The organism is Actinoallomurus acaciae, from assembly GCF_042429965.1.
GTDB classification, from domain to species: domain Bacteria; phylum Actinomycetota; class Actinomycetes; order Streptosporangiales; family Streptosporangiaceae; genus Actinoallomurus; species Actinoallomurus acaciae.
In genome coordinates this window covers 1-19,510 of record NZ_JBHLZP010000024.1, presented here as the reverse complement: position 1 = coordinate 19,510, position 19,510 = coordinate 1, and the positions used below count along the sequence as shown (strand labels likewise).

Annotated in this window: 20 protein-coding genes and 1 pseudogene; 5 read left to right on the top strand and 16 right to left on the bottom strand. The window is 71.7% G+C overall.

Going from position 1 to position 19,510, the window contains the following annotated elements:
* Positions 1-18: 18 nt before the first annotated feature.
* Positions 19-807 (bottom strand): alpha/beta fold hydrolase, encoded by a 789-nt coding sequence (locus ACFFNX_RS05590; RefSeq protein WP_378196204.1) that lies wholly within the window; start codon positions 805-807, stop codon positions 19-21.
* A 427-nt stretch (positions 808-1,234) separates the two neighbouring features.
* Here ACFFNX_RS05590 and ACFFNX_RS05585 point away from each other — a divergent pair, with 427 nt between their 5' ends.
* Positions 1,235-2,485, top strand: coding sequence for a sialidase family protein (locus ACFFNX_RS05585; protein WP_378196201.1), 1,251 nt, complete (start codon positions 1,235-1,237; stop codon positions 2,483-2,485).
* Positions 2,486-2,535: 50 nt separating this feature from the next.
* Here the strand turns inward: ACFFNX_RS05585 and ACFFNX_RS05580 are convergent, their stop codons facing one another.
* From ACFFNX_RS05580 to ACFFNX_RS05565, 4 genes are all read right to left on the bottom strand, one after another.
* Positions 2,536-3,342, bottom strand: a complete 807-nt coding sequence (locus ACFFNX_RS05580; protein WP_378196198.1) for an ABC transporter permease — start codon at positions 3,340-3,342, stop codon at positions 2,536-2,538.
* A gap of 12 nt (positions 3,343-3,354) precedes the next feature.
* Positions 3,355-4,143 (bottom strand): ABC transporter permease, encoded by a 789-nt coding sequence (locus ACFFNX_RS05575; RefSeq protein ID WP_378196195.1) that lies wholly within the window; start codon positions 4,141-4,143, stop codon positions 3,355-3,357.
* Positions 4,143-5,102, bottom strand: a complete 960-nt coding sequence (locus ACFFNX_RS05570) for an ABC transporter ATP-binding protein (protein WP_378196192.1) — start codon at positions 5,100-5,102, stop codon at positions 4,143-4,145. The genes ACFFNX_RS05575 and ACFFNX_RS05570 overlap by 1 nt, the downstream gene beginning before the upstream one ends.
* Before the next feature lie 135 nt (positions 5,103-5,237).
* Positions 5,238-5,801 (bottom strand): snapalysin family zinc-dependent metalloprotease, encoded by a 564-nt coding sequence (locus ACFFNX_RS05565; protein ID WP_378196189.1) that lies wholly within the window; start codon positions 5,799-5,801, stop codon positions 5,238-5,240.
* Between the two features lie 163 nt (positions 5,802-5,964).
* Here ACFFNX_RS05565 and ACFFNX_RS05560 point away from each other — a divergent pair, with 163 nt between their 5' ends.
* Positions 5,965-7,125 (top strand): FAD-dependent monooxygenase, encoded by a 1,161-nt coding sequence (locus ACFFNX_RS05560; protein ID WP_378196186.1) that lies wholly within the window; start codon positions 5,965-5,967, stop codon positions 7,123-7,125.
* Here the strand turns inward: ACFFNX_RS05560 and ACFFNX_RS05555 are convergent.
* Positions 7,110-8,048, bottom strand: a complete 939-nt coding sequence (locus tag ACFFNX_RS05555; protein ID WP_378196183.1) for a LysR family transcriptional regulator — start codon at positions 8,046-8,048, stop codon at positions 7,110-7,112. The two genes, ACFFNX_RS05560 and ACFFNX_RS05555, sit on opposite strands and share 16 nt — an antisense overlap.
* A 156-nt stretch (positions 8,049-8,204) precedes the next feature.
* On the opposite strand from ACFFNX_RS05555, the gene ACFFNX_RS05550 reads away from it, so the two are divergent.
* Positions 8,205-9,545, top strand: a complete 1,341-nt coding sequence (locus tag ACFFNX_RS05550; protein WP_378196179.1) for an amidohydrolase family protein — start codon at positions 8,205-8,207, stop codon at positions 9,543-9,545.
* Positions 9,546-9,557: 12 nt separating this feature from the next.
* On the opposite strand, the gene ACFFNX_RS05545 is transcribed toward ACFFNX_RS05550, so the two are convergent.
* Positions 9,558-9,833, bottom strand: a complete 276-nt coding sequence (locus ACFFNX_RS05545) for an isoamylase early set domain-containing protein (protein WP_378196175.1) — start codon at positions 9,831-9,833, stop codon at positions 9,558-9,560.
* Between the two features lie 103 nt (positions 9,834-9,936).
* A complete protein-coding gene (locus ACFFNX_RS05540) occupies positions 9,937-10,674 on the bottom strand; it encodes a class I SAM-dependent methyltransferase (protein ID WP_378196172.1) in 738 nt (245 codons plus the stop codon).
* Positions 10,675-10,874: 200 nt separating this feature from the next.
* Here ACFFNX_RS05540 and ACFFNX_RS05535 point away from each other — a divergent pair, with 200 nt between their 5' ends.
* Positions 10,875-11,345: a response regulator gene (locus tag ACFFNX_RS05535; RefSeq protein ID WP_378196169.1), complete on the top strand. Its 471-nt coding sequence runs from the start codon at positions 10,875-10,877 to the stop codon at positions 11,343-11,345.
* An 11-nt stretch (positions 11,346-11,356) separates the two neighbouring features.
* Here ACFFNX_RS05535 and ACFFNX_RS05530 read toward each other — a convergent pair whose 3' ends face one another.
* Positions 11,357-13,027 carry a sensor histidine kinase gene (locus ACFFNX_RS05530; RefSeq protein WP_378196166.1) on the bottom strand — a complete coding sequence of 557 codons (1,671 nt, stop codon included), beginning with the start codon at positions 13,025-13,027 and terminating at the stop codon, positions 11,357-11,359.
* A gap of 128 nt (positions 13,028-13,155) precedes the next feature.
* Positions 13,156-13,530: an STAS domain-containing protein gene (locus ACFFNX_RS05525; RefSeq protein ID WP_378196163.1), complete on the bottom strand. Its 375-nt coding sequence runs from the start codon at positions 13,528-13,530 to the stop codon at positions 13,156-13,158.
* A 467-nt stretch (positions 13,531-13,997) separates the two neighbouring features.
* Here ACFFNX_RS05525 and ACFFNX_RS05520 point away from each other — a divergent pair, with 467 nt between their 5' ends.
* A complete protein-coding gene (locus ACFFNX_RS05520; protein WP_378196160.1) occupies positions 13,998-14,237 on the top strand; it encodes a hypothetical protein in 240 nt (79 codons plus the stop codon).
* A gap of 170 nt (positions 14,238-14,407) precedes the next feature.
* On the opposite strand, the gene ACFFNX_RS05515 is transcribed toward ACFFNX_RS05520, so the two are convergent.
* The 6 genes and pseudogenes from ACFFNX_RS05515 to ACFFNX_RS05490 form a co-directional block, all read right to left on the bottom strand.
* Entirely contained in the window at positions 14,408-15,607 is a 1,200-nt protein-coding gene (locus tag ACFFNX_RS05515) for an epoxide hydrolase family protein (protein WP_378196157.1), read from the bottom strand.
* Between the two features lie 49 nt (positions 15,608-15,656).
* Complete coding sequence (locus ACFFNX_RS05510; RefSeq protein ID WP_378196154.1) at positions 15,657-16,280, bottom strand: TetR/AcrR family transcriptional regulator; 624 nt, start codon at positions 16,278-16,280, stop codon at positions 15,657-15,659.
* The gene (locus tag ACFFNX_RS05505) at positions 16,277-16,801 is read right to left on the bottom strand and encodes a hypothetical protein (protein ID WP_378196151.1); all 525 of its coding nucleotides are present in this window, start codon (positions 16,799-16,801) and stop codon (positions 16,277-16,279) included. The genes ACFFNX_RS05510 and ACFFNX_RS05505 overlap by 4 nt, the downstream gene beginning before the upstream one ends.
* An 803-nt stretch (positions 16,802-17,604) precedes the next feature.
* Positions 17,605-18,612: a 2-hydroxyacid dehydrogenase gene (locus tag ACFFNX_RS05500; RefSeq protein WP_378196148.1), complete on the bottom strand. Its 1,008-nt coding sequence runs from the start codon at positions 18,610-18,612 to the stop codon at positions 17,605-17,607.
* Positions 18,609-19,250, bottom strand: a complete 642-nt coding sequence (locus tag ACFFNX_RS05495; protein ID WP_378196145.1) for a histidine phosphatase family protein — start codon at positions 19,248-19,250, stop codon at positions 18,609-18,611. The genes ACFFNX_RS05500 and ACFFNX_RS05495 overlap by 4 nt, the downstream gene beginning before the upstream one ends.
* Positions 19,247-19,510, bottom strand: a pseudogene (locus ACFFNX_RS05490) (carbohydrate kinase); the annotation flags it as partial. The gene ACFFNX_RS05495 and the pseudogene ACFFNX_RS05490, both read right to left, overlap by 4 nt.

The window sequence follows — 19,510 nt, the reverse complement described above, 5'->3', positions numbered from 1 at the left end:
CGGATGATCGGAGTTCCTTTAATGCGGGCGTACGGCGGGCGCGGGATCCGCGGCGAGGAACGGCCGGACGACCGGCAGGGTCAGGTCGGTGCGGAGAAACGCGTCCAGGTGTCCGCAGCCGGGAAGTTCGACCAGGGTGGCGCCGCGGATCCGATCGGCGGTGCGCCGGATCAACGGGAGCCTGGGGTCGCGATCGCCGGCCAGCAGGAGCACGGGCACCGAGGTCCAGGCGAGCAGGTCCAGGATGCCGTCGCGCTCGGCGAGGCCGATGGTCAATGCCGCCAACGCGTGCTGGTCGGCCGCCTGGATACTGGCGCGCAGCCATGCCGGGAGGGCGCCCCGCCGTTCCAGCAGGGCGATGATCGGCGCCGTGCCCCGGATACGGAGAGACTCCGCCTCCTCGGTGACGTCGTCCGGGTCGGCGATGACGCGGTCGGCGTGCGCGCCGCCCGCGATCAGGCGGGTGAGCCGATGGGGGTGGTGGGCGAGCAGGTGCAGGCCGATGGTGCCACCCAGGGAGGCACCCCACAGGTCGGCCCGGTCGATCTCGAGCGCGTCGAGCACGGCGATGACGTCGTCCACCTGGCGATCGATCTGGTAGCTCTCGGGGTCGTGCGGGGCGTCGCTCTCACCATGGCCCCGCAGGTCGATGAGGATGAGTTCGTGGTGGGCGGCCAATGCCTCGACGTGACCGCCGGAACGCCAGGTGCTGCGGTCTCCGTAGGTCCCGTGCAACAGCACGAGCGGATTCCCCTCGCCCACGGTCTCAACGGCGATCCGCCGTCCGTCACGGCTGGTGGTCCGCATGGATGCGAGCCTGACGGCCTGAGTCCAGGGCCGCAACGCGATTTCCCGCAGGCCTCGCCGTACCGGTGCTGGCCGAAAGCGGTCAGGAGAACCCGGCAGCAAAAGATCATTCCCCTTAATGATCTTGGGACTGTAGCGTCACGTGTGCCCTTTGGCGCCTCCTGGGACCACGCCGCCCGCCGGGTGGCGACGTGCCCCTTTGGAGACACCCCCCATCAAGGATGAGGCACCTTTGACACGAATTTCCAGGTCAGCGGTGGCGGTGGCCACCCTGTTCGCCTGTACGTTTGCGACTCAGTCCGCGTTCGCCGATGGTTCCGACCCCGCCGGGGTGGTGCCGGTATCGGGTGCCAGCGCGCTCCCGGCGGGTTGTGGGCTGCCCGAGGGCGACGGTTACGTTCTGAACCCGAACACCGAGGTTCAGCCCATGGTCGCGCGGGATCCGAAGCGACCGGGGCATCTCGTGTCGGTCTACCAGCAGGACCGCTGGAACCGGTACGGCAGCAACGGAGCCGTCACCGCCGTGTCCGACGACAACGGCGCGACCTGGCATCCGTCGGCGGAGCAGCCCGCGTTCTCCCGATGCGACGGCGGCACCGCGGCAGGCGGCGGAGACTACGACGTCACGACGGACCACTGGATCACGGTCACGCCGTCCGGCACGGCGGTCGCCGCGTCGTTCTCGCTGTCGCGCACCGGTGAGGTGACGGCGATCCTGGTGTCGCGGTCCGGTGACGGCGGCGAGCACTGGGACGCACCGGTGACCCTCCAGCGGGACGACGACCCCGAGTTCTTCAACGACCGCCCGTCGGTCACCGCCGACCCGTACCACCCGGGCGTGGTCTACGCGGTGTGGGACCGGGTCGACTCCCGGCCGAACGGCGACTGGGTACAGCCGGTCTACCTGGCGAAGTCGACCGACGACGGCCGCACCTGGACCACGAAGAAGGCCTACGACCTCCCCACCGACAGCGGCGTCATCGGCACCGAGCTGGTCCCGATGGCCGACGGCACGCTGTTGATCGGCATGCACCAGGAGACCGACACCACCGCCGCCACCCAGGTCATCCGCTCGACCGACGGCGGCGCCACCTGGTCGGCGCCGACGCTGGACGTGGCGGCCCCGCTCACCGTGGGCACCAAGATCCCGGACCCCGACGGCTCGGGTGACGCGCTGCGCAACGCCACGCTGCCGCTGCTGGCGGCCCAGCCGGGCGGCAAGGTGGTGAACGCGGTCTGGCAGAGCCAGGACGCCGACGGCACCTTCCACGTCGCGTACGCGCGGTCCACCGACGACGGGAAGACCTGGTCCAGCCCGGTCCGCGTGGACAGGACGCCCACCGGTTCGGCCGCGGTACCGGCGATCGCCGTGTCTCCCGGCGGCACCCTGGCGGTCACGTACTACGACTTCCGGAAGAACACCTCCGCCGCCACCCTGCCCACCGACTTCTGGGCCGTGACCTGCTCGGCGGACTGCACGAAGCCCGGATCGTGGCGCGAGCGGCACATCGAGGGCTCGTTCGACGCGCGGACGGTGCCGTCGACGAGCTCCGGCCGGATGCTCGGTGACTACACCGGCCTGGTCTCGACCGGCTCTGCCTTCGTGGCCGTGTACGGCGTGGCCACCGGCGACACCACCAACCCGGTGGACATCCACAGCGCGACCTTCTACAACTGACCGCCCGTGGCGACTCGCCGGTCCTCGAAGCGCCGGCGAGTCGCCACGGCTCAGTCGCGCAGCGTCCGCTCCAGCCGCCGTACGGCCACGGCGAAGGCGACGGCTCCGAGCGCCGCCAGGTAGACCACCGCGACGACGAGGTGGCGCCCGCCCGTGCCCAGGCCCGTGCCCAGGAAGGTCGCCCGGGTCAGCTCGATGCCGTGGTACAGCGGCAGGACCCGCACGAACACCCGGACCGGGCGCGGGTACACGCTCAGCGGAAAGAACGTCGTGGCGAACAGGAACATCGGCAGCATCACGAGCTGGATCAGCTGGAAGTCCTGCCAGTCCCGTACGAACGTGACCACGAGCAGGCCGGTCGAGGCGAACGCGAAGCCGATCAGCAGTGCGCTGGGCACGACCAGCAGCGCCGCCGGCGTGTGCACCAGGCCGAGCGCGCTCACCACCGCCAGGAACGCGGTGGAGACGAGCGTGCCGCGCAGCAGCGCCCAGGACACCTCGCCGAGCGCCACCGAACGTACCGACATCGGCGTGGTGAGGATCGACTCGTACGTCTTGTCGGTGGTGAGCTTGGCGTACAGGTTGAAGGTGGTCTCGTTCATCGCCCCGTTCATCGCGGCGGTGGCGAGCAGCGCCGGCGCCACGAACTCCGGGTACGGCACGCCGCTCCGCAGGCCCGGCACGTGGCCGACGAGCGTGCCGATGCCCAGGCCGAACGCCAGCAGGTACAGCAGCGGCTCGAAGATCTCGGCGAGGATGACCGGCCACGTGTGCCGGTAGATCATCAGGTTGCGCTCGACCATCGTCCAGGGCCGGCCGTGGCGCGGCCGTACGGGCGGATTCGCGGTCACCGTCACGGGAGCTCCAGGTCAGACGTGCAGCGTACGGCGATAGTTGCGGCGGGCGACGAGCAGCCCGGCGACGGCCATCACGGTCAGGTAGCCGACGTGGACGAGCGCGCGGAACGGCGTGGCGGTGCCGAGGGCGACGGCACGCCCCAGGTCGACGCCGTGCCACAGCGGGGTCGCCCAGGCCAATGGGCGCAGCCACGACGGCAGCCGCTCGATCGGGAAGAACGTGCCGGAGAACATGTACAGCGGCAGGACGGCGAACCGGAAGACCGCGTTGACCTGCGAGGGCCGGGTCACGGTCACCGACCAGGCCGCCGCCGGCGTGGCGAACGCGATCGCGACCAGCAACGCGATCGGCACGAGCAGCGGGGCGCGCGCCGGGTCGACCGCGCCGAACAGCAGGCTGACCCCGGTGAACAGGACGGCGTTCTGCGCCGCCCGCAGCGCCCAGAACATCAGGTGCCCGTACAGGATGTCCTCGGGCGAGAGCGGGGTGGCGGCGGCCGCGCGGTAGTTGCCCCGCTGCCGCACGCTCTGCAGAACCGGACCGGCGGCCTCCAGGAACGCCGTCTGCATGACCGCGGCGACGAGCATCCCGGGCAGGATGAACCGCAGGTAGGACTCCCCGTGAAGAGCGCCGTTGCGGTCGACCAGCTTGCCCAGGCCGAGCCCGAGGGCGGTCAGGAAGAGCAGCGGGTTGGCGACGCTGATGACGATCGAGCCGCGCCAGGTGCGGCGGTAGCGGAACAGCCAGTAGCCGAGCTCGCGGAACGCGGGCGCCGAACGCGCCCTCGCCAGGGCCCCCATCAGTCGACCAGCGAACGGCCGGTCAGGGTGAGGAAGACGTCCTCCAGGCTGGAGCGCCGGACCAGCGCGGCCTGCGGCCGTACGCCCCGCGCGTTCACCGCCGCCAGGGTCTCCTCGCCGTCATCGGTGTAGAGCAGCAGCCGGTACGGCAGTTCTTCCACGCGCTCGACCAGGCCACGGCACTTGTCGATCATGATCTGCCGCTCCTCGGGGGCGAAGCGCAGCTCCAGCACCTCGCGGCTGGTGTAGCGGGCGATCAGTTCAGAGGGGGTGCCGGCGGCCACGATCCTCCCGGCGTCCATCACCACGAGCCGGTCGCACAGTTGCTCGGCCTCATCCATGTAGTGCGTGGTGAGCAGGAGCGTCACGCCGTCCTGCTTGAGCCGGAACAGGCGCTCCCACAGCAGGTGACGGGCCTGCGGGTCGAGGCCGGTGGTGGGCTCGTCGAGCAGCACGATCTCCGGCTCGTTGATGAGCGCCCGCGCGATGGTGAGCCGCCGCCGCATGCCACCGGACAGCGTCGCGACCGCGTCGCCCGCCTTCTCCTCCAACCGCGCGAACTCCAGCAGCCGCGCGGCGCGCTCGCGCAGGACCTTCCAGGGCAGCCCGAAGTAGCGGCCGTAGATCAGGAGGTTCTCCCGTACGGTCAGCTCGCCGTCGATCGTGTCGTCCTGCGGCACCACACCGAGCCGGGCCCGGATCGCGGGCCCCTCGGTCGCACTGTCCCGCCCGAGGATGCGCAGGCTGCCGGCGGTGACCGGCGAGACACACGCGATCATCCGCATGGTGGAGGACTTGCCCGCACCGTTGGCCCCGAGCACGCCGAACGCCTCGCCCCGGCGCACCTCCAGGTCGATCCCGTCGACGGCGGTGAACCCGCCGCGGCCGGCGGACCGCCCGTACACCTTCGTCAGCCCCTCGGCCCGGATCAGTATCTCCGTCGACGAGCCGGCGGTCATCGGGGCACCTCGACGCTCAGTCTCACGAGAGGAACTTACTGAGAACGAACGACTTCTTGCAATGAATTATCGACTAGCTGATGTCCGTCTGTGAGCTACTTGCGCGCTCGCCGTCCGCGGGATGTGGTGGGCGCGTCAGGGGGCGTCGACGATCAGGGCCAGGGACTCCGACGGTACGGCCGCGGGGCTCGCGTAGTTGGCGTCGGCGGCCGCGCGTTCCGCGGCGTTCGGGGTGGCGTTGGTGCAGGAGACGCCGCCGGTCGAGCCCGACATCAGCGACGAGCACGGGCCCGGCTTGTTGTCCGGCAGGCCGAGGCTGTGGCCCAGTTCGTGGGCGGCGATGCGGATGGTGTTGTAGCCCTCGTCGACCGCCTCGCGGCCGAAGTAGACCGTGCTGTGCCGGCCGCCGGGGCGGGCCGGGCCGAGTGTCGTCTCCGGCCAGCCGTCGTAGGCGACGATGTTGATCTCGGCGGTCTGGCCGGCGGTGGCCTCGACCAGGCGTACGTTCTGGAGGCCGGCGTTCCAGGAGTTCGCGCCGGCGACGACGGCGCTGCGGAACTCCGCGGCCTGGCTGTCGTCGTAGTGCAGGACGATCTGTGCGAGGGGACGGGGCACGGCGTGCGCCGCCGGGGCCACGGCCGCCGAGACGGCGAGCGTGGCGGCGCAGGTCAGCAGGCGGGCACGGGTGCGGTGGGCCATGGCGGGGCCTTCCTCGGTGGGGAGTTACCGGGAGCGGGTCCGCCTCAGACTATTCATGACACAGAGTCGCAACAAGCGGCAAAGGCGAGAGTCACCGGATACGGCCAACGGCGGTCAGCGGATGGTCGGCGATCGGTCAGCGGCTCCCCCGATGATCGCTGACATGACGAACAACGGGCTGAACACCACCAGCGTCCTCATCTCCGGCGCGAGCATCGCCGGTCCCGCCCTCGCGTACTGGCTCTGCCGTTACGGCTGTGACGTCACCGTCGTGGAGAAGGCGCCCGCCCTGCGGCCCGGCGGTCAGGCCGTCGACTTCAAGGGCCCGACGCACCGTACGGTCCTGGAACGCATGGGCATCCTGGACGATATCCGGCGCCTCCAGACCGGCGGCCGCGACCAGACGGTGGTCGACACGGACGGCCGGCGTCTCGCCGTCATCCCCGGCGAGTTCACCGGCGGGGAGATCGAGATCCGCCGCGGCGACCTGGCCCGGCTCCTGTACGAGCGCACCGCGGACGGCTGTGAGTACGTCTTCGGCGACTCGATCACCTCGCTGACCGAGACCGACGGCGGTGTGCGGGTGACCTTCGAGCGCGGCGCGCCGCGCACCTTCGACATCGTCGTCGGCGCGGACGGGGTGCACTCGAACGTCCGGCGGCTGGCGTTCGGGCCGGAGAGCGAGTTCGTGCACCACCTCGGTCACTACTACGCGCTCGTCGACGTCGGGCTCGACGGCGACCCCGTCATGTACAACGAACCGGGGCGGATGGCCGCGCTCGGCGGGCCGAAGGCGCCGGCGTTCTTCGTCTTCGCCTCCGGCCCCCTGGAGTACGACCGCTTCGACGTCGGCCGGCAGAAGGAACTGCTGATCGAGGCCTACCAGGGCGGCGGCTGGCGGATCCCGGAGGTGCTGGCCCGAATCCCCGGCGCGGAGGAGTTCTACCTCGACTCGATCAGCCGGGTGGAGGTGGAGCACTACTCCCGTGGCCGGGTCGTCCTGCTGGGCGACGCGGCGTACGCCAACACCCTCGGCGGGTTCGGCACCGGACTGGCGATCGTCGGCGCGTACGTCCTGGCCGGTGAGCTCCTGGCGGCGCGGGGCGACCACCGTACGGCGTTCGCGCGGTACGAGGAGGGGTTCCGGGGCTATGCCGCGATCTCCAGGAAGGGCAACGCGGGGCCGTTCCTCGCGCCGCCGAACGCGCTGCGGATGCGCATGCGGAACTGGATGTTCAACTCCCCGCTGATGTTGCGCATGATGCTGAAGATGACCGACCGGTTCGCCACCGGGATCGAGCTGCGGGACTACTCGTCGGTGTGAGTGTCGCGGCGGCGGCGCCAGGCCGCCGCCGCGGTGTCGTCGTCACTGGCCAGGACGATCCGCAGGAACTGCCGGGAGACCGGGCTCGGGCGGCGCACCCGGGAGGCGCCGATGGCGATCTCGTACGTCGGCGGGCGCGGTCGTACCGGCACGAACCGCAGGTCCTTGACGTCCGCCGTGATCGGGACCGGCACGAAGGCGAGGCCGACCTTGAGGCGGACGAGGTCCAGGATGCTCGACATGTCGCCCGTCTCGAACGTGGTGTGCCGCTCCTGGATCCCGGCGGTGACGAACGCCCGGTCGACCGCGCCGCGTACGCCCCAGCCGGGCGGGAAGTCGATGAACGTCTCCTCCATCACGTCGTGGAGGCCGATGGACTCGGCATCGCCGAAACGATGGCCGGGCGGGCAGGCCAGCACCACCTCGCCGCTCGTCAGCGGGTGCAGGTCGATGCCGGGGACCGTGCCGGTGGTGATCAGCACGGCCATGTCCATGCTGCCGTCGCGCAGCCGCTCGATGTGGCCCGTGGTCCCGCGCGCCTCAGGCGCCCGCAACCGGATGTCGACCAGGGGGAACCGCTCGCGGAAGACGGCCAGTGACTCTCGTATGTGATCAGGGGTGACGCCGAACAGCACGCCCAGCTCCAGCGTGCCGCGCAGCCCGCCGCCGGCCTCCTCCACCGCCTGCCGCGCGTGCCGTACGGCGGACAGCACCCGCTTGGCCTCGGACGTCAGCGCCCGCCCGGCCTCCGTCAGGGTGATGCGCTGCGTCGTACGGTCGAACAGCGGCGCCCCGAGCTCGCGCTCCAGCGACCGCACCGACGTGGAGACGCCGGACTGCACGATGTGCAGGCGTTCGGCCGCCCTGGTGAAGCTCAGCTCTTCGGCGACGGCCAGGAACACCTCGAGTTTCCGCGTGTCCATGTAACCCGTCACCCCGTCATCTCTGATGCAGATCGAGCCATCGGACTCTGATGTTGGACATCGATGGACGAGGGAGCGAAATATCAGAGATGGCAGAACCCGTCGCCTGGGCCACGGCGGGCAGACCGGCGCACACCCTGATCCACCTGGAGAAACATGTCCACCCTACTCATACGCTCCGGCCATGTGACCAGCCTCGACGAGTCGATCGGCGAGATCCCCGACGGCGACGTACTGATCGACGGTGACACGATCACGGCGGTCGGCCGGGGGCTGGAGGCCCCCGGCGCCCGGGTCGTCGACGCCGCCGGAAAGATCGTCATCCCCGGTCTGGTCGACGCGCACCGCCACGTCTGGCAGAGCGCGATCAGCGACGAGACGTCCACCGAGGACTGCCTGGGGACCCTGCTCGCCGAACTGCCCGACCGGTACGGACCCGAGGACGTCTACGCCGGTGTGCTCTGGGGCGCCCTGCGGGCGATCGACTCCGGGGTCACGACGGTCGCCGACTGGTCCCACATCGTCACGACCCCGGCCCACGCCGACGAGAACGTGCGCGCCCTGTGCGACTCCGGGATCCGGGCGCTGTTCCTGTACGGGCCGCCGATCGGCGGCGACGTGATGAAGTGGTTCGTGGACAGTACGATGCGGCACCCGGCGGACGTGCGGCGCGTACGGTCCGAACTGCTCGGCGACGACACCGCGCGGGTCACGATGGGCCTGGCCCTGCGAGGGCCGGAGTTCTCCACTCCGGGGGTCACCGCGGCCGACTTCCGGCTGGCGCGCGAACTCGACGTACCGATCAGCATCCGCTCCGGGCTCCCGGCGTACCTGGGCCGGTCCCGCACCATCGAGACCCTCGACCGGCTCGGCCTGCTCGGCCCCGACGTGCACCACGCCCACGGCGCGCGGTTCTCCGCCGCCGACCTCAAGCGGATCGCGGCCACCGGCGGTTCGATCGTCGCGTGCCCGACGGCCGACGTGTCCATGGGCAGGGCGACCGGAACGGACCGGTTCCCGATCACCGGCCGGGCCGTCGCGAACGGGCTGCTGCCGGCACTCGGCACCGACATGGCGGCCGACGAGACCCTCGGCCTGTCCGGCGAGATGCGCAGGGCCCTCTCGAGCGAACGCGAACGTGCGATCTCCGTCGCGTCCACGCACGGCGAGACGCCGGTCCATCTCACCGCACGGGACTCGCTCCGATTCGCGACCGTCGCCGGTGCCGAGGCGCTGGGCCTCGGCGACCGCATCGGCACCATCAGCCCCGGAAAACGCGCCGACCTGGCGATCGTGGACGGCCCGATGGTCCCCTGGCGGGACCCGGCCTCCGTCGTGCTGGAGTCGCGCGCCGCCGACGTCGACACAGTGATCATCGACGGCGCGGTGGTCAAGCACGCCGGCCGCCTGACCGGGTCGGCGGCGCATCAGGCCTGGCTCCTGCAGGAGGCGTCGCGGCGGCGGCTGTCCGCCTGGACCGGGCTCGTCTCCGCCTGACCGGCGGGGACGTCAGATGTCGATGAGGCAGCCGTGCTCGTCGGCGCGGTCCGCCGTCTCGTCGTCGAACCAGACGCCGCCGGTGGCCAGGTACCGGAACCGGTGCGTGCCCGGCGGGAGAGTGACCGAGACGCTGCGGAAGCCGCGACGCCGCTTGAGCAGCTGGTGCCGTCCGGGTTCCCAGCCGTTGAAGTCGCCGACGACGCTGACGACGCCGGGCGGCTCGTTCATGGGCAGGCTGAACGTGACGCGGGTCTTGGGACCGAACAGAGGCGAGCGCCTGAGCATAGAGAAACTCCTTGTACGTGGGGGTACGCCGGGAAATTCTCGCTTGGGCGACACGTCGGAGTCAGGGCGACACGGCGTGTAACGCAATATTCACGCGATCGGGTCAGCCCGGTTTGACGGCGCTGAGGGCGCGGGTGCCCATCCACGGCCCGCCCCACCACATGCGCCAGCCCAGCGGGCGGACGCGGACGTCCTTCAGGCCCAGCTCCGTCAGCCGGCGCCGATGGTCGTCGACCGCCGCGATATCGGCGATCAGCAGCCGCCCGCCGGGGCGCAGCACGCGTACGGCCTCATCGACGGCCCGCGTCCGGCCCTCGGCCTTCTTGATGTTGTGGATGGCCAGGCTGGAGACGATCACGTCGAACGACGCGTCGTCGAACGGCAGCGCGGTCATGTCACCGGTGCGCAGCTCGACCCGGTCGCGGACGCCCTCGGCCTCGGCGTTGCGCTCGGTGACCTCGGGCGCGTTGCCGGACTGGTCGACGGTGCGCCACAGGTCGACGCCGACGGCGCCGCCCTCCGGCAGCCGCTCCGCCGCCATCAGCAGCACCGCTCCCCTGCCACAGCCGAGGTCGAGCAGCCGCTCGTCACCGCGCAGGCCGAGGTCGCCGAGGAGCTCGTGCCAGACCGCGAACTTGCCCCGCCGGGTCGTGTGGAGATAAAGCGCCACGCTGACGAGGCCGAGCGCGGCGACCGCGAACGGGATCCAGCCGAACCCGATGCCGACGCCGATTGTCACGCCGATCCCGGCGAACACCATTCCCACGGCGGTGCACGCCAGGCCGAACAGCACGGGCGGCGCGTCCACGCCGTAGGACCCCCGTCTCCGCGCGGTCGTCATGAACGGCACCGTAACGCAGATGCGGCACCGGGCGCAGGTCGCCGGCCGCCCCCGCACCTCGTTCATTGTCGTGCGACAATCAATGGCGCGGGCCGAGGCCACCACACGCCGACGCGCCCCTAGAATCGGACCGACCGCGCCGGATCGCCACGTATCGCCGGCGCGCCCCCACCCCGCCGTGGGCTCGCGGTGAGCCCGCCATGACAGGAGTCGCGATGGCCGCCCAGGCGCCAGTACGCCCCTACCGCATCCTTCTCGTCGAAGACGATCCCGCGGACGCGCTGCTGGTGGAAGAAGCCCTGCTCGACGGCTCCGAGGGAGATCGCTCTCTCGTCCAGGTGCCCGACGGCGTCGCCGCCCTGGAGCACCTGCGAGACCCCGGTCAGCCGCGCCCGGACCTCATCGTCCTCGACCTCAACATGCCGCGCATGAACGGCGCGGAGATGCTGAAGATCCTCAAGCAGGAGCCCGACCTCAAGGCCATTCCGGTGGTGGTCCTCACCACGTCCGCGGCGCACGAGGACGTCGCGGCCGCGTACGCCACCCACGCGAGCGCGTACGTCGTCAAGCCCGTCAACCTGGACGACTTCATCGAGGCGGTGCGGAACATCGACAGCTTCTACCGGGAGCTCGCCGAGCACCTGCCGGGCGACCCGCGCACCGGCGACTGAGAGACCGCGACTCAGGTCTCCCCGGTCGTCTCCGGCTCACTCGCCTGGGCCGGCAGGGTGAAGGTGATCCTGGCGCCGGGCTCGTGGGCGGGGTCCACCCCGATCGTGCCGCCGTGGAACTCGACGATCTTCTTGCACACGGCCAGCCCGATCCCGGTGCCCGGGTAGGCGTCGCGGGTGTGCAGGCGCTGGAAGATCACGAAGACCCGCTCGGCGTACTCGGGACCGATGCCGATGCCGTTGTCGGTGACCGCGAGGTGCCACATGTCCTCGTGCCGCTCCGCGGACACCCGGATCTCGGGCGCCCGGTCGGGTGAGTGGAACTTGACGGCGTTGGACAGCAGGTTCTGCAACAGCAGGCCGAGCTGCCCGGGGTCCCCGGTGACGGTGGGCAGCGGATCGTGGGACAGCCGGGCGCCCGCCTCCTCGATCGTGATGCTCAACGTGTCGACCGTCGTGGCGTACACCTCCTCGAGGTCCACGTCGACGCGGTCCTCCTGGACCCGGCCGACACGGGAGAACCGCAGGAGATCGTTGATGAGCGCCTGCATGCGGTTGGCGCCCTCGATGGCGAAGTCGATGTACTGGTTGGCCCGCTCGTCGAGCTGTTCGCTGTAGCGGCGCCGCAACATCTGACTGAAGCTCGCGACCTTGCGCAGCGGCTCTTGCAGGTCGTGCGAGGCCACATAGGCGAACTGCTCGAGCTCGGCGTTGGAGCGGCGCAGGTCTTCGGCCTGGTCGGCGAGCCGGTCGCGGGCGTCGCCGGAGAAGGCGAGCTCCTCGGTCAGGCGCTGCCGCATCGCCTCGACCCCGGTGGCCAGACGCCGCAGGTCGGCGGGGCCGTGGCCGGTGATCACGTGGCCGAAGTCGCCGTCGGCGACCTGCCCGGTGTCGGCCGCGAGCCGCTCCAGCGGCGCCGTGATCCCGCGCCGCAGGCCGACGAACACCAGTACGGCGATCACGAGGATCACCACCGCGATACCGATGAAGACCGCGTCCCGCTCGGTCTGCACCCTGCGGAGGTCGGCGCGCCCGGCGGCGCGCTCCTGCGCCAGGTGCCGCTGCTGGGTGGCCATCGCCGAGCGCAGCGCGTCGAACTCGGTCTTGCCCTCGCCCGCCCGCTCGTTCGCCAGATGCGTCACCGCGTCGCCCTTCGCGGTGGCGATGGGGCCGGCGATCCGGGCCCGCCAGATCCCCGCGCGTTGCGTCACCAGAGCCAGGTCGGCGCGTTCTCGCGGGCCGACGGACAGCGTCCGCAGCGCCCGCATCGCGGCGGCCTCCCGCGTGCGCCCCTCGTTGTAAGGGGCGAGGAAGTCGGAGCGGGCGGACAGGCCGTACCCGCGGATGCCGGTCTCCTGGTCCAGCATGGCGGCCTCGTAGCGGATCGAGGCGATGAGCGCCGACGACTGCCGGTCGACCAGCTGGTCGGTGACCGTCCCCTCATGACTCAGCACCCAGACGCCGAAGACGCCCAGGACCGCCAGCACCGCGAGGGCACCGCCCACGCCGATCTGCAGCCAGCGCCGGGTCGTCAGCCTCGACCATCCCGTCGCCGGGTCGGGGACCGGCCGGTCCGCGGCAGGCCTCGGCGCGGCGGTCTCCTCGGCGATCTCCGCGGCGGGCTCTTCGGCGGACTCTTCGGCGGACTCTACGAGGGGGGCCGAGGTGGATTCGGGGGCCATGAACTCTCCGCTTGGTCACGCACAGGGGTCGACGAGCCGAGACGATCGCACGGCACGCTCACGATATCCGCGCGGAGTGGCCACCGGACGAACGGTTGCGGCCGGGGCCGGGCCTGGGTCCGGCGGTCTCAGCCGCGCGCCCCCACCGAGGCCTTGCCGCTGCGGACGGCCTCGGTGGCGGCGTCGGCGGTGTCGTAGATCGGCAGGACCCGGATCAGCTGGGTGATCTCGAAGACCTTCCGTGCCTGCGCGGACGGCGCCGCGATCGCCAGGGAGCTGTCGTGCGGGCGGAGCCGGTGCACGACGCCGACGAAGACGCCCAGGCCGATGGAGTCGACGAAGTCCACGCCGCTCAGCTCCAGCACCAGGCGGTGGTGGCCCTCGTCGATGAGGCGGATCAGCAGGTCACGCACCTGCGGCGCGGTGGCCACGTCGAGCGCTCCGGCGAGTGTCACGCTCACGATGCCGTCGTCCGTCACGGTCTGCTCGACGCTGAACTCCATGCCGTCCTCCAATGGCTCCCGGCACATCCCTGACGATCCGCGCCGCGCAGGTGTTCCCGCGGAGGCCGCCCCGAATCGTTCTCCGGCGACACGTTCTCCTCGCCTGGTCACTCATTATGGCCGCCAAGCCGGTACGCCGCGACGGTTGGAGCGCCAGGTGTCATGGCCGCATCCGCGCGCACACGGCGGGACGGCACGGCCCGGGGAGGTAGGCGCCGATTCCGGGCGCGAACGGGACGGGCCGTCCCGCCTGGGGCGGTGCCCTACCCGGAGAGATCGCGGATACACGGAGAAGACAGGCCATGTCACCCTAAGTGACCGCCCATCGAGTCGCCACGTCGGACACTTAGAGTTTCGATTCGATTACGCAACGGCGGGTCCCCTCGGCTCGCCCATGAGTACGGGAGTACGGATGGCGTCGTGGTCCGGTGATTGGGCCATCGCGAATCGCGACGTAGGGGGAATCAGTGCTCAAAAAGCTCACCGCAACGGGGATCGTGGCGGCGGCGGCCGCGGGGGTCATGCTGCTCGGTGGTACCGCGAACGCGGACCGTCTCTCCGTCAACGAGGCAAGCCACCAGCCGGCCTCGTACCACCAGGCCGACCACGACGGCTGGTCCCGCTGGCACCACCGCGACCGCTGGCACGGCCGGGGCTGGTGGCACCACCACAACCGGTACCAGCATCGGTTCCACTTCCACCGCTAGACCGGCGCGTTCAGTTCCTGCCGCGATAGTCGGCCGCCGTGGCTCGCCCGTGTCCGCACGGGCGAGCCACGGCGGCGCAGCCGGAGGTGCTCCGGTGTCGGTCCCCGATGCGGCCGTACGGCCTGTGACCGGTCACGCGGCTCCTGGACCCGTCACCGGCGGCTTCGGAGTCAGCGGCCGTCAGAGGAGTCGCGCAGCTCGCGGAAGAACGCCCGGATGTCCTCGGCCAGCAGGTCCGGCTCCTCCATCGCGGCGAAGTGGCCGCCTCGGTCGTACTCGGTCCAGCGCACGATGGTGTTCGCGCGTTCCGCGAGATGGCGCAGGGCGATGAAGTTCTCCTCCGGGAAGACGGCGAGGGCGGTGGGCGCGGTGGACGGCTCGGGCGGCCTTCCCCAGTAGTCGGCGTGGGCCCGCTCGTAGTAGATCCGGGCCGACGAGCCGGCGGTGCCGGTCAGCCAGTACAGCATCACGTTGGTCAGCAGCCGGTCGCGGTCGACGGCCTCCTCGGGCCGCTCCCCCGAGTCCGTCCACTCCTTGAACTTCTCCACGATCCAGGCGAGCTGCCCGACCGGAGAGTCGGTCAGCCCGTACGCCAGGGTCTGCGGGCGCGTGCACTGGAGGACGGCGTACCCCGTGCGCTCGCGTTCCCACTCCTGCGTACGGGCCCAGGAGGCCAGCGCGCGCGCGCGTTCGGCCGGGTCGAGCGCTGCCAGCTCCTCCGGCGTCGGCTCGGCGGACGCGGCCGTTCCGGGGATCAGGTTGAGGTGGACGCCGATGATCTGTTCGGGGTGGGTACGGCCGAGCTCGCGGGAGATGGCCGCGCCCCAGTCGCCGCCCTGCGCGCCGTAGCGGCGGTAGCCCAGACGCCGCATCAGCTCGCCGAAGGCGGCGGCGATCCGGAGCGGCTCCCAGCCGCGTTCCCGCGTCGGGCCGGAGAGGCCGAAGCCGGGGATGCTCGGCACCACCAGGTGAAAGGCGTCCGACGGGTCCCCGCCGTGGGCCCGGGGGTCCGTCAGCAGGCCGGCGATCTCGGTGAACTCCACGATCGAGCCCGGCCAGCCGTGCGTGATGATCAACGGTGTCGCGTCGGGCTCGGGCGACCGGATGTGGGCGAAGTGGATGTTCGCGCCGTCGATGGTGGTGGTGAACTGCGGCCAGCGGTTGAGCAGCGCCTCGGCGGCGCGCCAGTCGTACTCGTGCCGCCAGTAGCGTACGAGCTCCCGCAGATAGTCACGCGGCACGCCGTACGCCCAGCCGGCGCCGGGCAGCTCATCCGGCCACCGCGTGCGATCGAGCCTCCAGGCGAGATCGTCCAAGTCGTCCTGCGGGATGTCGAGGCGGAAGGGGCGGATCGCGTCCGTAGTGGTCATGGCCTCGCATGGTAGGCGGCCGGCCGGAGATGGCGGTCACCGGATCCGCCTAGGTCACACGGCGGATCCGGGTGCGCAGGGCCCGGGTCGCCACCGGGCCGAGGTCGTCGAAGACCTCCAGGATCACGCCCAGCCGGTCGAGGGCGTCGAGCGCCCGCCCGGCCGCCTCCGGGTCGGCGCCCTCGTACAACTCGATGCCCACGAACGTCGCGGCGACCGCGCGGGCCAGCCCCGGCACGTCGGCGACGTCGGCCAGGGGCGTACGGCCCAGGACGCGGCCGAGGACGGTCTCCAGCTCCCGCGCCCACAACTCCAGGCCCGCGGCCGTGGCGGACGCGAGCTGCGGATCGCGTTGCGCGCCGGCGAGGAGCTGGGCGAGCACCGCGACGTCGCCGTTGCGGAGCTCGGCCTCGTGCAGCTCGCGCCCGACCGCGAGAAGTTCACGCATCGTCCGCACCTGGGCGAAGCGCTCGCGGAAGACCTCGACGCGTGCGGCGGTCGCGGCGGCGCAGGCGGCGGCCAGGAGCTGGTCGACACTCCCGAAGTGGTAGCAGACCAGCGCCTGGTTGACCCCGGCCGTGGTGGCGATCGTCCGCGCGGACACGCCGGCGATGCCGTGCGTGCGGAGAGTCTCGATGGTCGCGTCGAGCAGCCGGTCCTTGGTGTCGCTCACCCGGGTGAGTCTGCTCCCCCCGCGCCGCGGTCGCACGGCGGGTCGCCGCGGCGGGCGGACGGCGGCTGCCTCCCGTACAGGACGCACGGCGCGGTGAGCGCCCCGGCGACGACGCCGACGCCCACGACAACGGCGGCGAAGCACGACGCCGGGCCGTTGGTGAGCAGTCCGATGGTCCCGTCCGGGTACCACCACAGGCTCAACGCCAGGGCGAGGAGGGAGATCCCGGGCGATACGGCCGCCCCCGCGGGCCGTACCGCCCAGGGGTGCCGCACCAGGCACCACAGGCCCACCGCGAAGGCCGCCCCGCAGACGAGGCCGGCGACCAACCCGATGGCCGCCCCGGCGATGCCTCCGACCACCATGCCGACGACGATCCCCGGCAGGCCTCCGACCGTGCCGAGCCCGCCGCCGACCAGCCCCCCGCCGATCACACCGGAGGCCGAGCCGTACCCACATCCGCGGATCACCAACGACGCCCGCAGCGACACCCGCCAACCGCCCTCACCTGAGCCCGCCATCGACGCACCTCCGGATTTGAGCGATCGCTTAAATCGGACGATAGACGCGTTTAAGCGATCGCTCAAGAGTTCGGCGTAAGGCGGGGTGGGCGAGGGGTTCGCTGCGAAGGAGGCGGGCGAGGCCTTTGACCAGGATGTTCGCCGCGTTCACGGCGATCACACCGACCGCCACCGGCCAGATGCGGCCGCAGCGTCACCCCCGGAGGGGACAGCGGCCGCGCCCCAACGCACGACATCCGCCCCCGCACGGCCAAAGACAGACGCGAGCCCAGCCTCGGAGCCCAGCCTCGGTCGCAAGCCCGGGCCCGGGCTCAGGCCCGCACCCGGGCTCAGACCCGGACACGGCCTCCGGCTTAGGCACCGGTACCGGCACGGACTGGCCTCGGACACGGGCTCCGGCTCTAGGCGCGGGCGCGGGCACGGACACGGGCACGGGCACGGGCACGGGCACGACCAGGGACTCGGCCTCCGGCTCGGGCTTGGCCGCGGACGCGGACGCGGCTCCGGCACAGGCACGGCCACGGACTCCGGGCTCAGGCACGGACTCCGGCTCGGCTCGGCTCGGCTCGGCTCGGCTCGGCTCGGCTCGGCTCGGCTCGGCGACGAGGCCTACCGCGTCTCGCCGAACTCCCGCCAGATCGGCGGTCTCAACGTCCGCGATCGGCCTCGTTGGCTCGGTCGCTCTCGGTAGTGCCGGTATGCCCGATCTGCGGGCCAGGGCGCCCTGGCGGCCGTGCTCCCGCTGGCGGCGAGTGCCGGGCGGTCGTCTCCTGGAACGTCGGGGAGTGCCGTGCGGGCGGACGTTACGCGGGGTGGGCCAGGGGTTCGCCGCGCAGGTGGCGGGCTACGTCCTCGGCCAAGATGTTCGCCGCGTTCGCGGCGGTCTGTCGGCTGGCGCCGGCCAGGTGCGGTGTCAGGGTGATGCCCGGCGTCGACAGCAGCCGTGATCCGGCTGGGATCGGTTCCTCGGGGAACACGTCGAACGCCGCGCCGAACAGGTGCCCGCGCTCGATCGCGTCGCATACGGCGTCGTAGTCGAGCAGGGCGCCGCGGGCGCAGTTGACGATGATCCCGCCGGTCGGCATCGCGGCGATCTGTGGGGCGCCGATCATGCCGGTGGTCTCCGGTGTGACGCGGGCGTGCAGCGTGATGACCTGCGAGTGGGCCAGCAGTTCGTCGAGGGAGACCAGCTCGGCCACCGCGGACTCGGTCACGTACGGATCGTGGATGAGGACGTGCGCGCCGAGGGCGGCGAGCATCTCGGCGACCCGGTTGCCGACCGCTCCCCCGCCGATCAGGCCGATGGTGCTGCCGCGCAGTTCGATGCCGACCTCGTCGTAACGGTAGTAGTCGCTGCGCCACCGGCCCGCGATCAGCTCGGCATGCGTCTGCGGGATACGGCGCGCGGCGGCGAGGATCATGCCCAGGGTGTGCTCGGCGGTGGCGCCCGCGTTACGGCCCGGCGCGCAGCAGACGGCGACACCGCGTTCGGCGGCGGCCTTCAGGTTGGCGTTCACCGGTCCGCCGCGGCCGATGCCGATCAGCCGCAGCCGCGGGCTCGCCTCGATGACCCGGCGGGTCAGCGGCGCCATCTGAGTGAGGCAGATGTCGACGTCGGCCAGCGCCTCGATGAGCTGGTCCTCGGTGCCGGACGCCTCGTCGACCTCGGCCACCCGGCCGAACGGCACGATCGGCCAGTCGAGGGTGAGCTCGGTGAACTCCAGTCCCTCCGGCACCCGTTCGCGTACGGCGTCGATGAGGAGGCGGTTGAGGACGAAGTGGTCTCCGGCCGCGAGCACGCGGGTCGTCATGAGATCTCCTGGGCGGCGGTGATGCGTTCGATGGGCGTGTTGAACTCGAGGAGGGCGGCCCCGCCACCCTGCGCGCCGGTCAGCCGTATCTCGGTCAGCCCGCAGTTGCGCAGCGCCGGGAAGACTCGGCGGTAGTCGCGCATCGGCACCCCGATCAGCTCGCACAGCGCGAGCCGGATCGCGGTGGAATGCGCGACGACGAGGACCCGGTCGTCCGGGTACCGCGCGGCGAGGTCGCGCAGGCAGCCGGTGAACCGGCGTGCCGCGTCGGTGGGATCCTCCCCGCCGGGCAGGTGGTCGCCGACCGGGTCGGCGCGGAACGCCCGCAGCGCCTCGGGGAACTGCTCGTGCATCTCGGCGGAGGTCATGCCCTCGCCGTGGCCGAAGTCCAGCTCGCGAAGGCGTTCGTCCACGTTCAGCGGCACGCCGATCGCCTCCGCGCACGCGGTGGCGGTGAGCTGGGCGCGGGTCAGCGTGGAGGTCCAGACGGCGGCGAGCCCGGCGGTCGCGGCCCAGGCGGCGAGCTGCTGGGCCTGGTCGAGGCCGCGTGCGGTGAGGGCGATGTCGCTGACACCCGCGTAGCGGTTCTCCGCGTGCCACTCCGTCTCCCCATGGCGGACCAGGACGAACTGCGTCACGAACCCTCCCTCGTCCGAGCTTCCTCGGTGCGTGTGCGTGCGTGTTCGGCGGTGGGCTCGGGCAGCCACCCGCGCCGCTCCAGTTCCGCCACGAACCGCAGGTATCCCTCGTCGAACCGGCCGTCACGCGGGCCCGGATCGATCGTCTCGCGTACGGCGACCATCCCGGCGGCCACCTCGGCGACGCGGCGGCCGGGCGAGGCGGCCAGTTCGGCGGCGCCGAGCGCCGCCTCGGGGTCGGCCGGGAGGATCACCGGCCG

Bases quoted from the DNA above. Each gene is read 5' to 3' on its own strand.
- ACFFNX_RS05565 (WP_378196189.1), bottom strand. From the start codon at position 5,801: ATGGCCCACCGCACCCGTGCCCGCCTGCTGACCTGCGCCGCCACGCTC.
- ACFFNX_RS05550 (WP_378196179.1), top strand. From the start codon at position 8,205: ATGTCCACCCTACTCATACGCTCCGGCCATGTGACCAGCCTCGACGAG.
- ACFFNX_RS05500 (WP_378196148.1), bottom strand. From the start codon at position 18,612: ATGACGACCCGCGTGCTCGCGGCCGGAGACCACTTCGTCCTCAACCGC.
- ACFFNX_RS05555 (WP_378196183.1), bottom strand. From the start codon at position 8,048: ATGGACACGCGGAAACTCGAGGTGTTCCTGGCCGTCGCCGAAGAGCTG.
- ACFFNX_RS05525 (WP_378196163.1), bottom strand. From the start codon at position 13,530: ATGGAGTTCAGCGTCGAGCAGACCGTGACGGACGACGGCATCGTGAGC.
- ACFFNX_RS05505 (WP_378196151.1), bottom strand. From the start codon at position 16,801: ATGGCGGGCTCAGGTGAGGGCGGTTGGCGGGTGTCGCTGCGGGCGTCG.
- ACFFNX_RS05540 (WP_378196172.1), bottom strand. From the start codon at position 10,674: ATGACGACCGCGCGGAGACGGGGGTCCTACGGCGTGGACGCGCCGCCC.
- ACFFNX_RS05570 (WP_378196192.1), bottom strand. From the start codon at position 5,102: ATGACCGCCGGCTCGTCGACGGAGATACTGATCCGGGCCGAGGGGCTG.
- ACFFNX_RS05535 (WP_378196169.1), top strand. From the start codon at position 10,875: ATGACAGGAGTCGCGATGGCCGCCCAGGCGCCAGTACGCCCCTACCGC.
- ACFFNX_RS05515 (WP_378196157.1), bottom strand. From the start codon at position 15,607: ATGACCACTACGGACGCGATCCGCCCCTTCCGCCTCGACATCCCGCAG.
- ACFFNX_RS05585 (WP_378196201.1), top strand. From the start codon at position 1,235: ATGGTCGCGCGGGATCCGAAGCGACCGGGGCATCTCGTGTCGGTCTAC.
- ACFFNX_RS05575 (WP_378196195.1), bottom strand. From the start codon at position 4,143: ATGGGGGCCCTGGCGAGGGCGCGTTCGGCGCCCGCGTTCCGCGAGCTC.
- ACFFNX_RS05560 (WP_378196186.1), top strand. From the start codon at position 5,965: ATGACGAACAACGGGCTGAACACCACCAGCGTCCTCATCTCCGGCGCG.
- ACFFNX_RS05530 (WP_378196166.1), bottom strand. From the start codon at position 13,027: ATGGCCCCCGAATCCACCTCGGCCCCCCTCGTAGAGTCCGCCGAAGAG.
- ACFFNX_RS05545 (WP_378196175.1), bottom strand. From the start codon at position 9,833: ATGCTCAGGCGCTCGCCTCTGTTCGGTCCCAAGACCCGCGTCACGTTC.
- ACFFNX_RS05590 (WP_378196204.1), bottom strand. From the start codon at position 807: ATGCGGACCACCAGCCGTGACGGACGGCGGATCGCCGTTGAGACCGTG.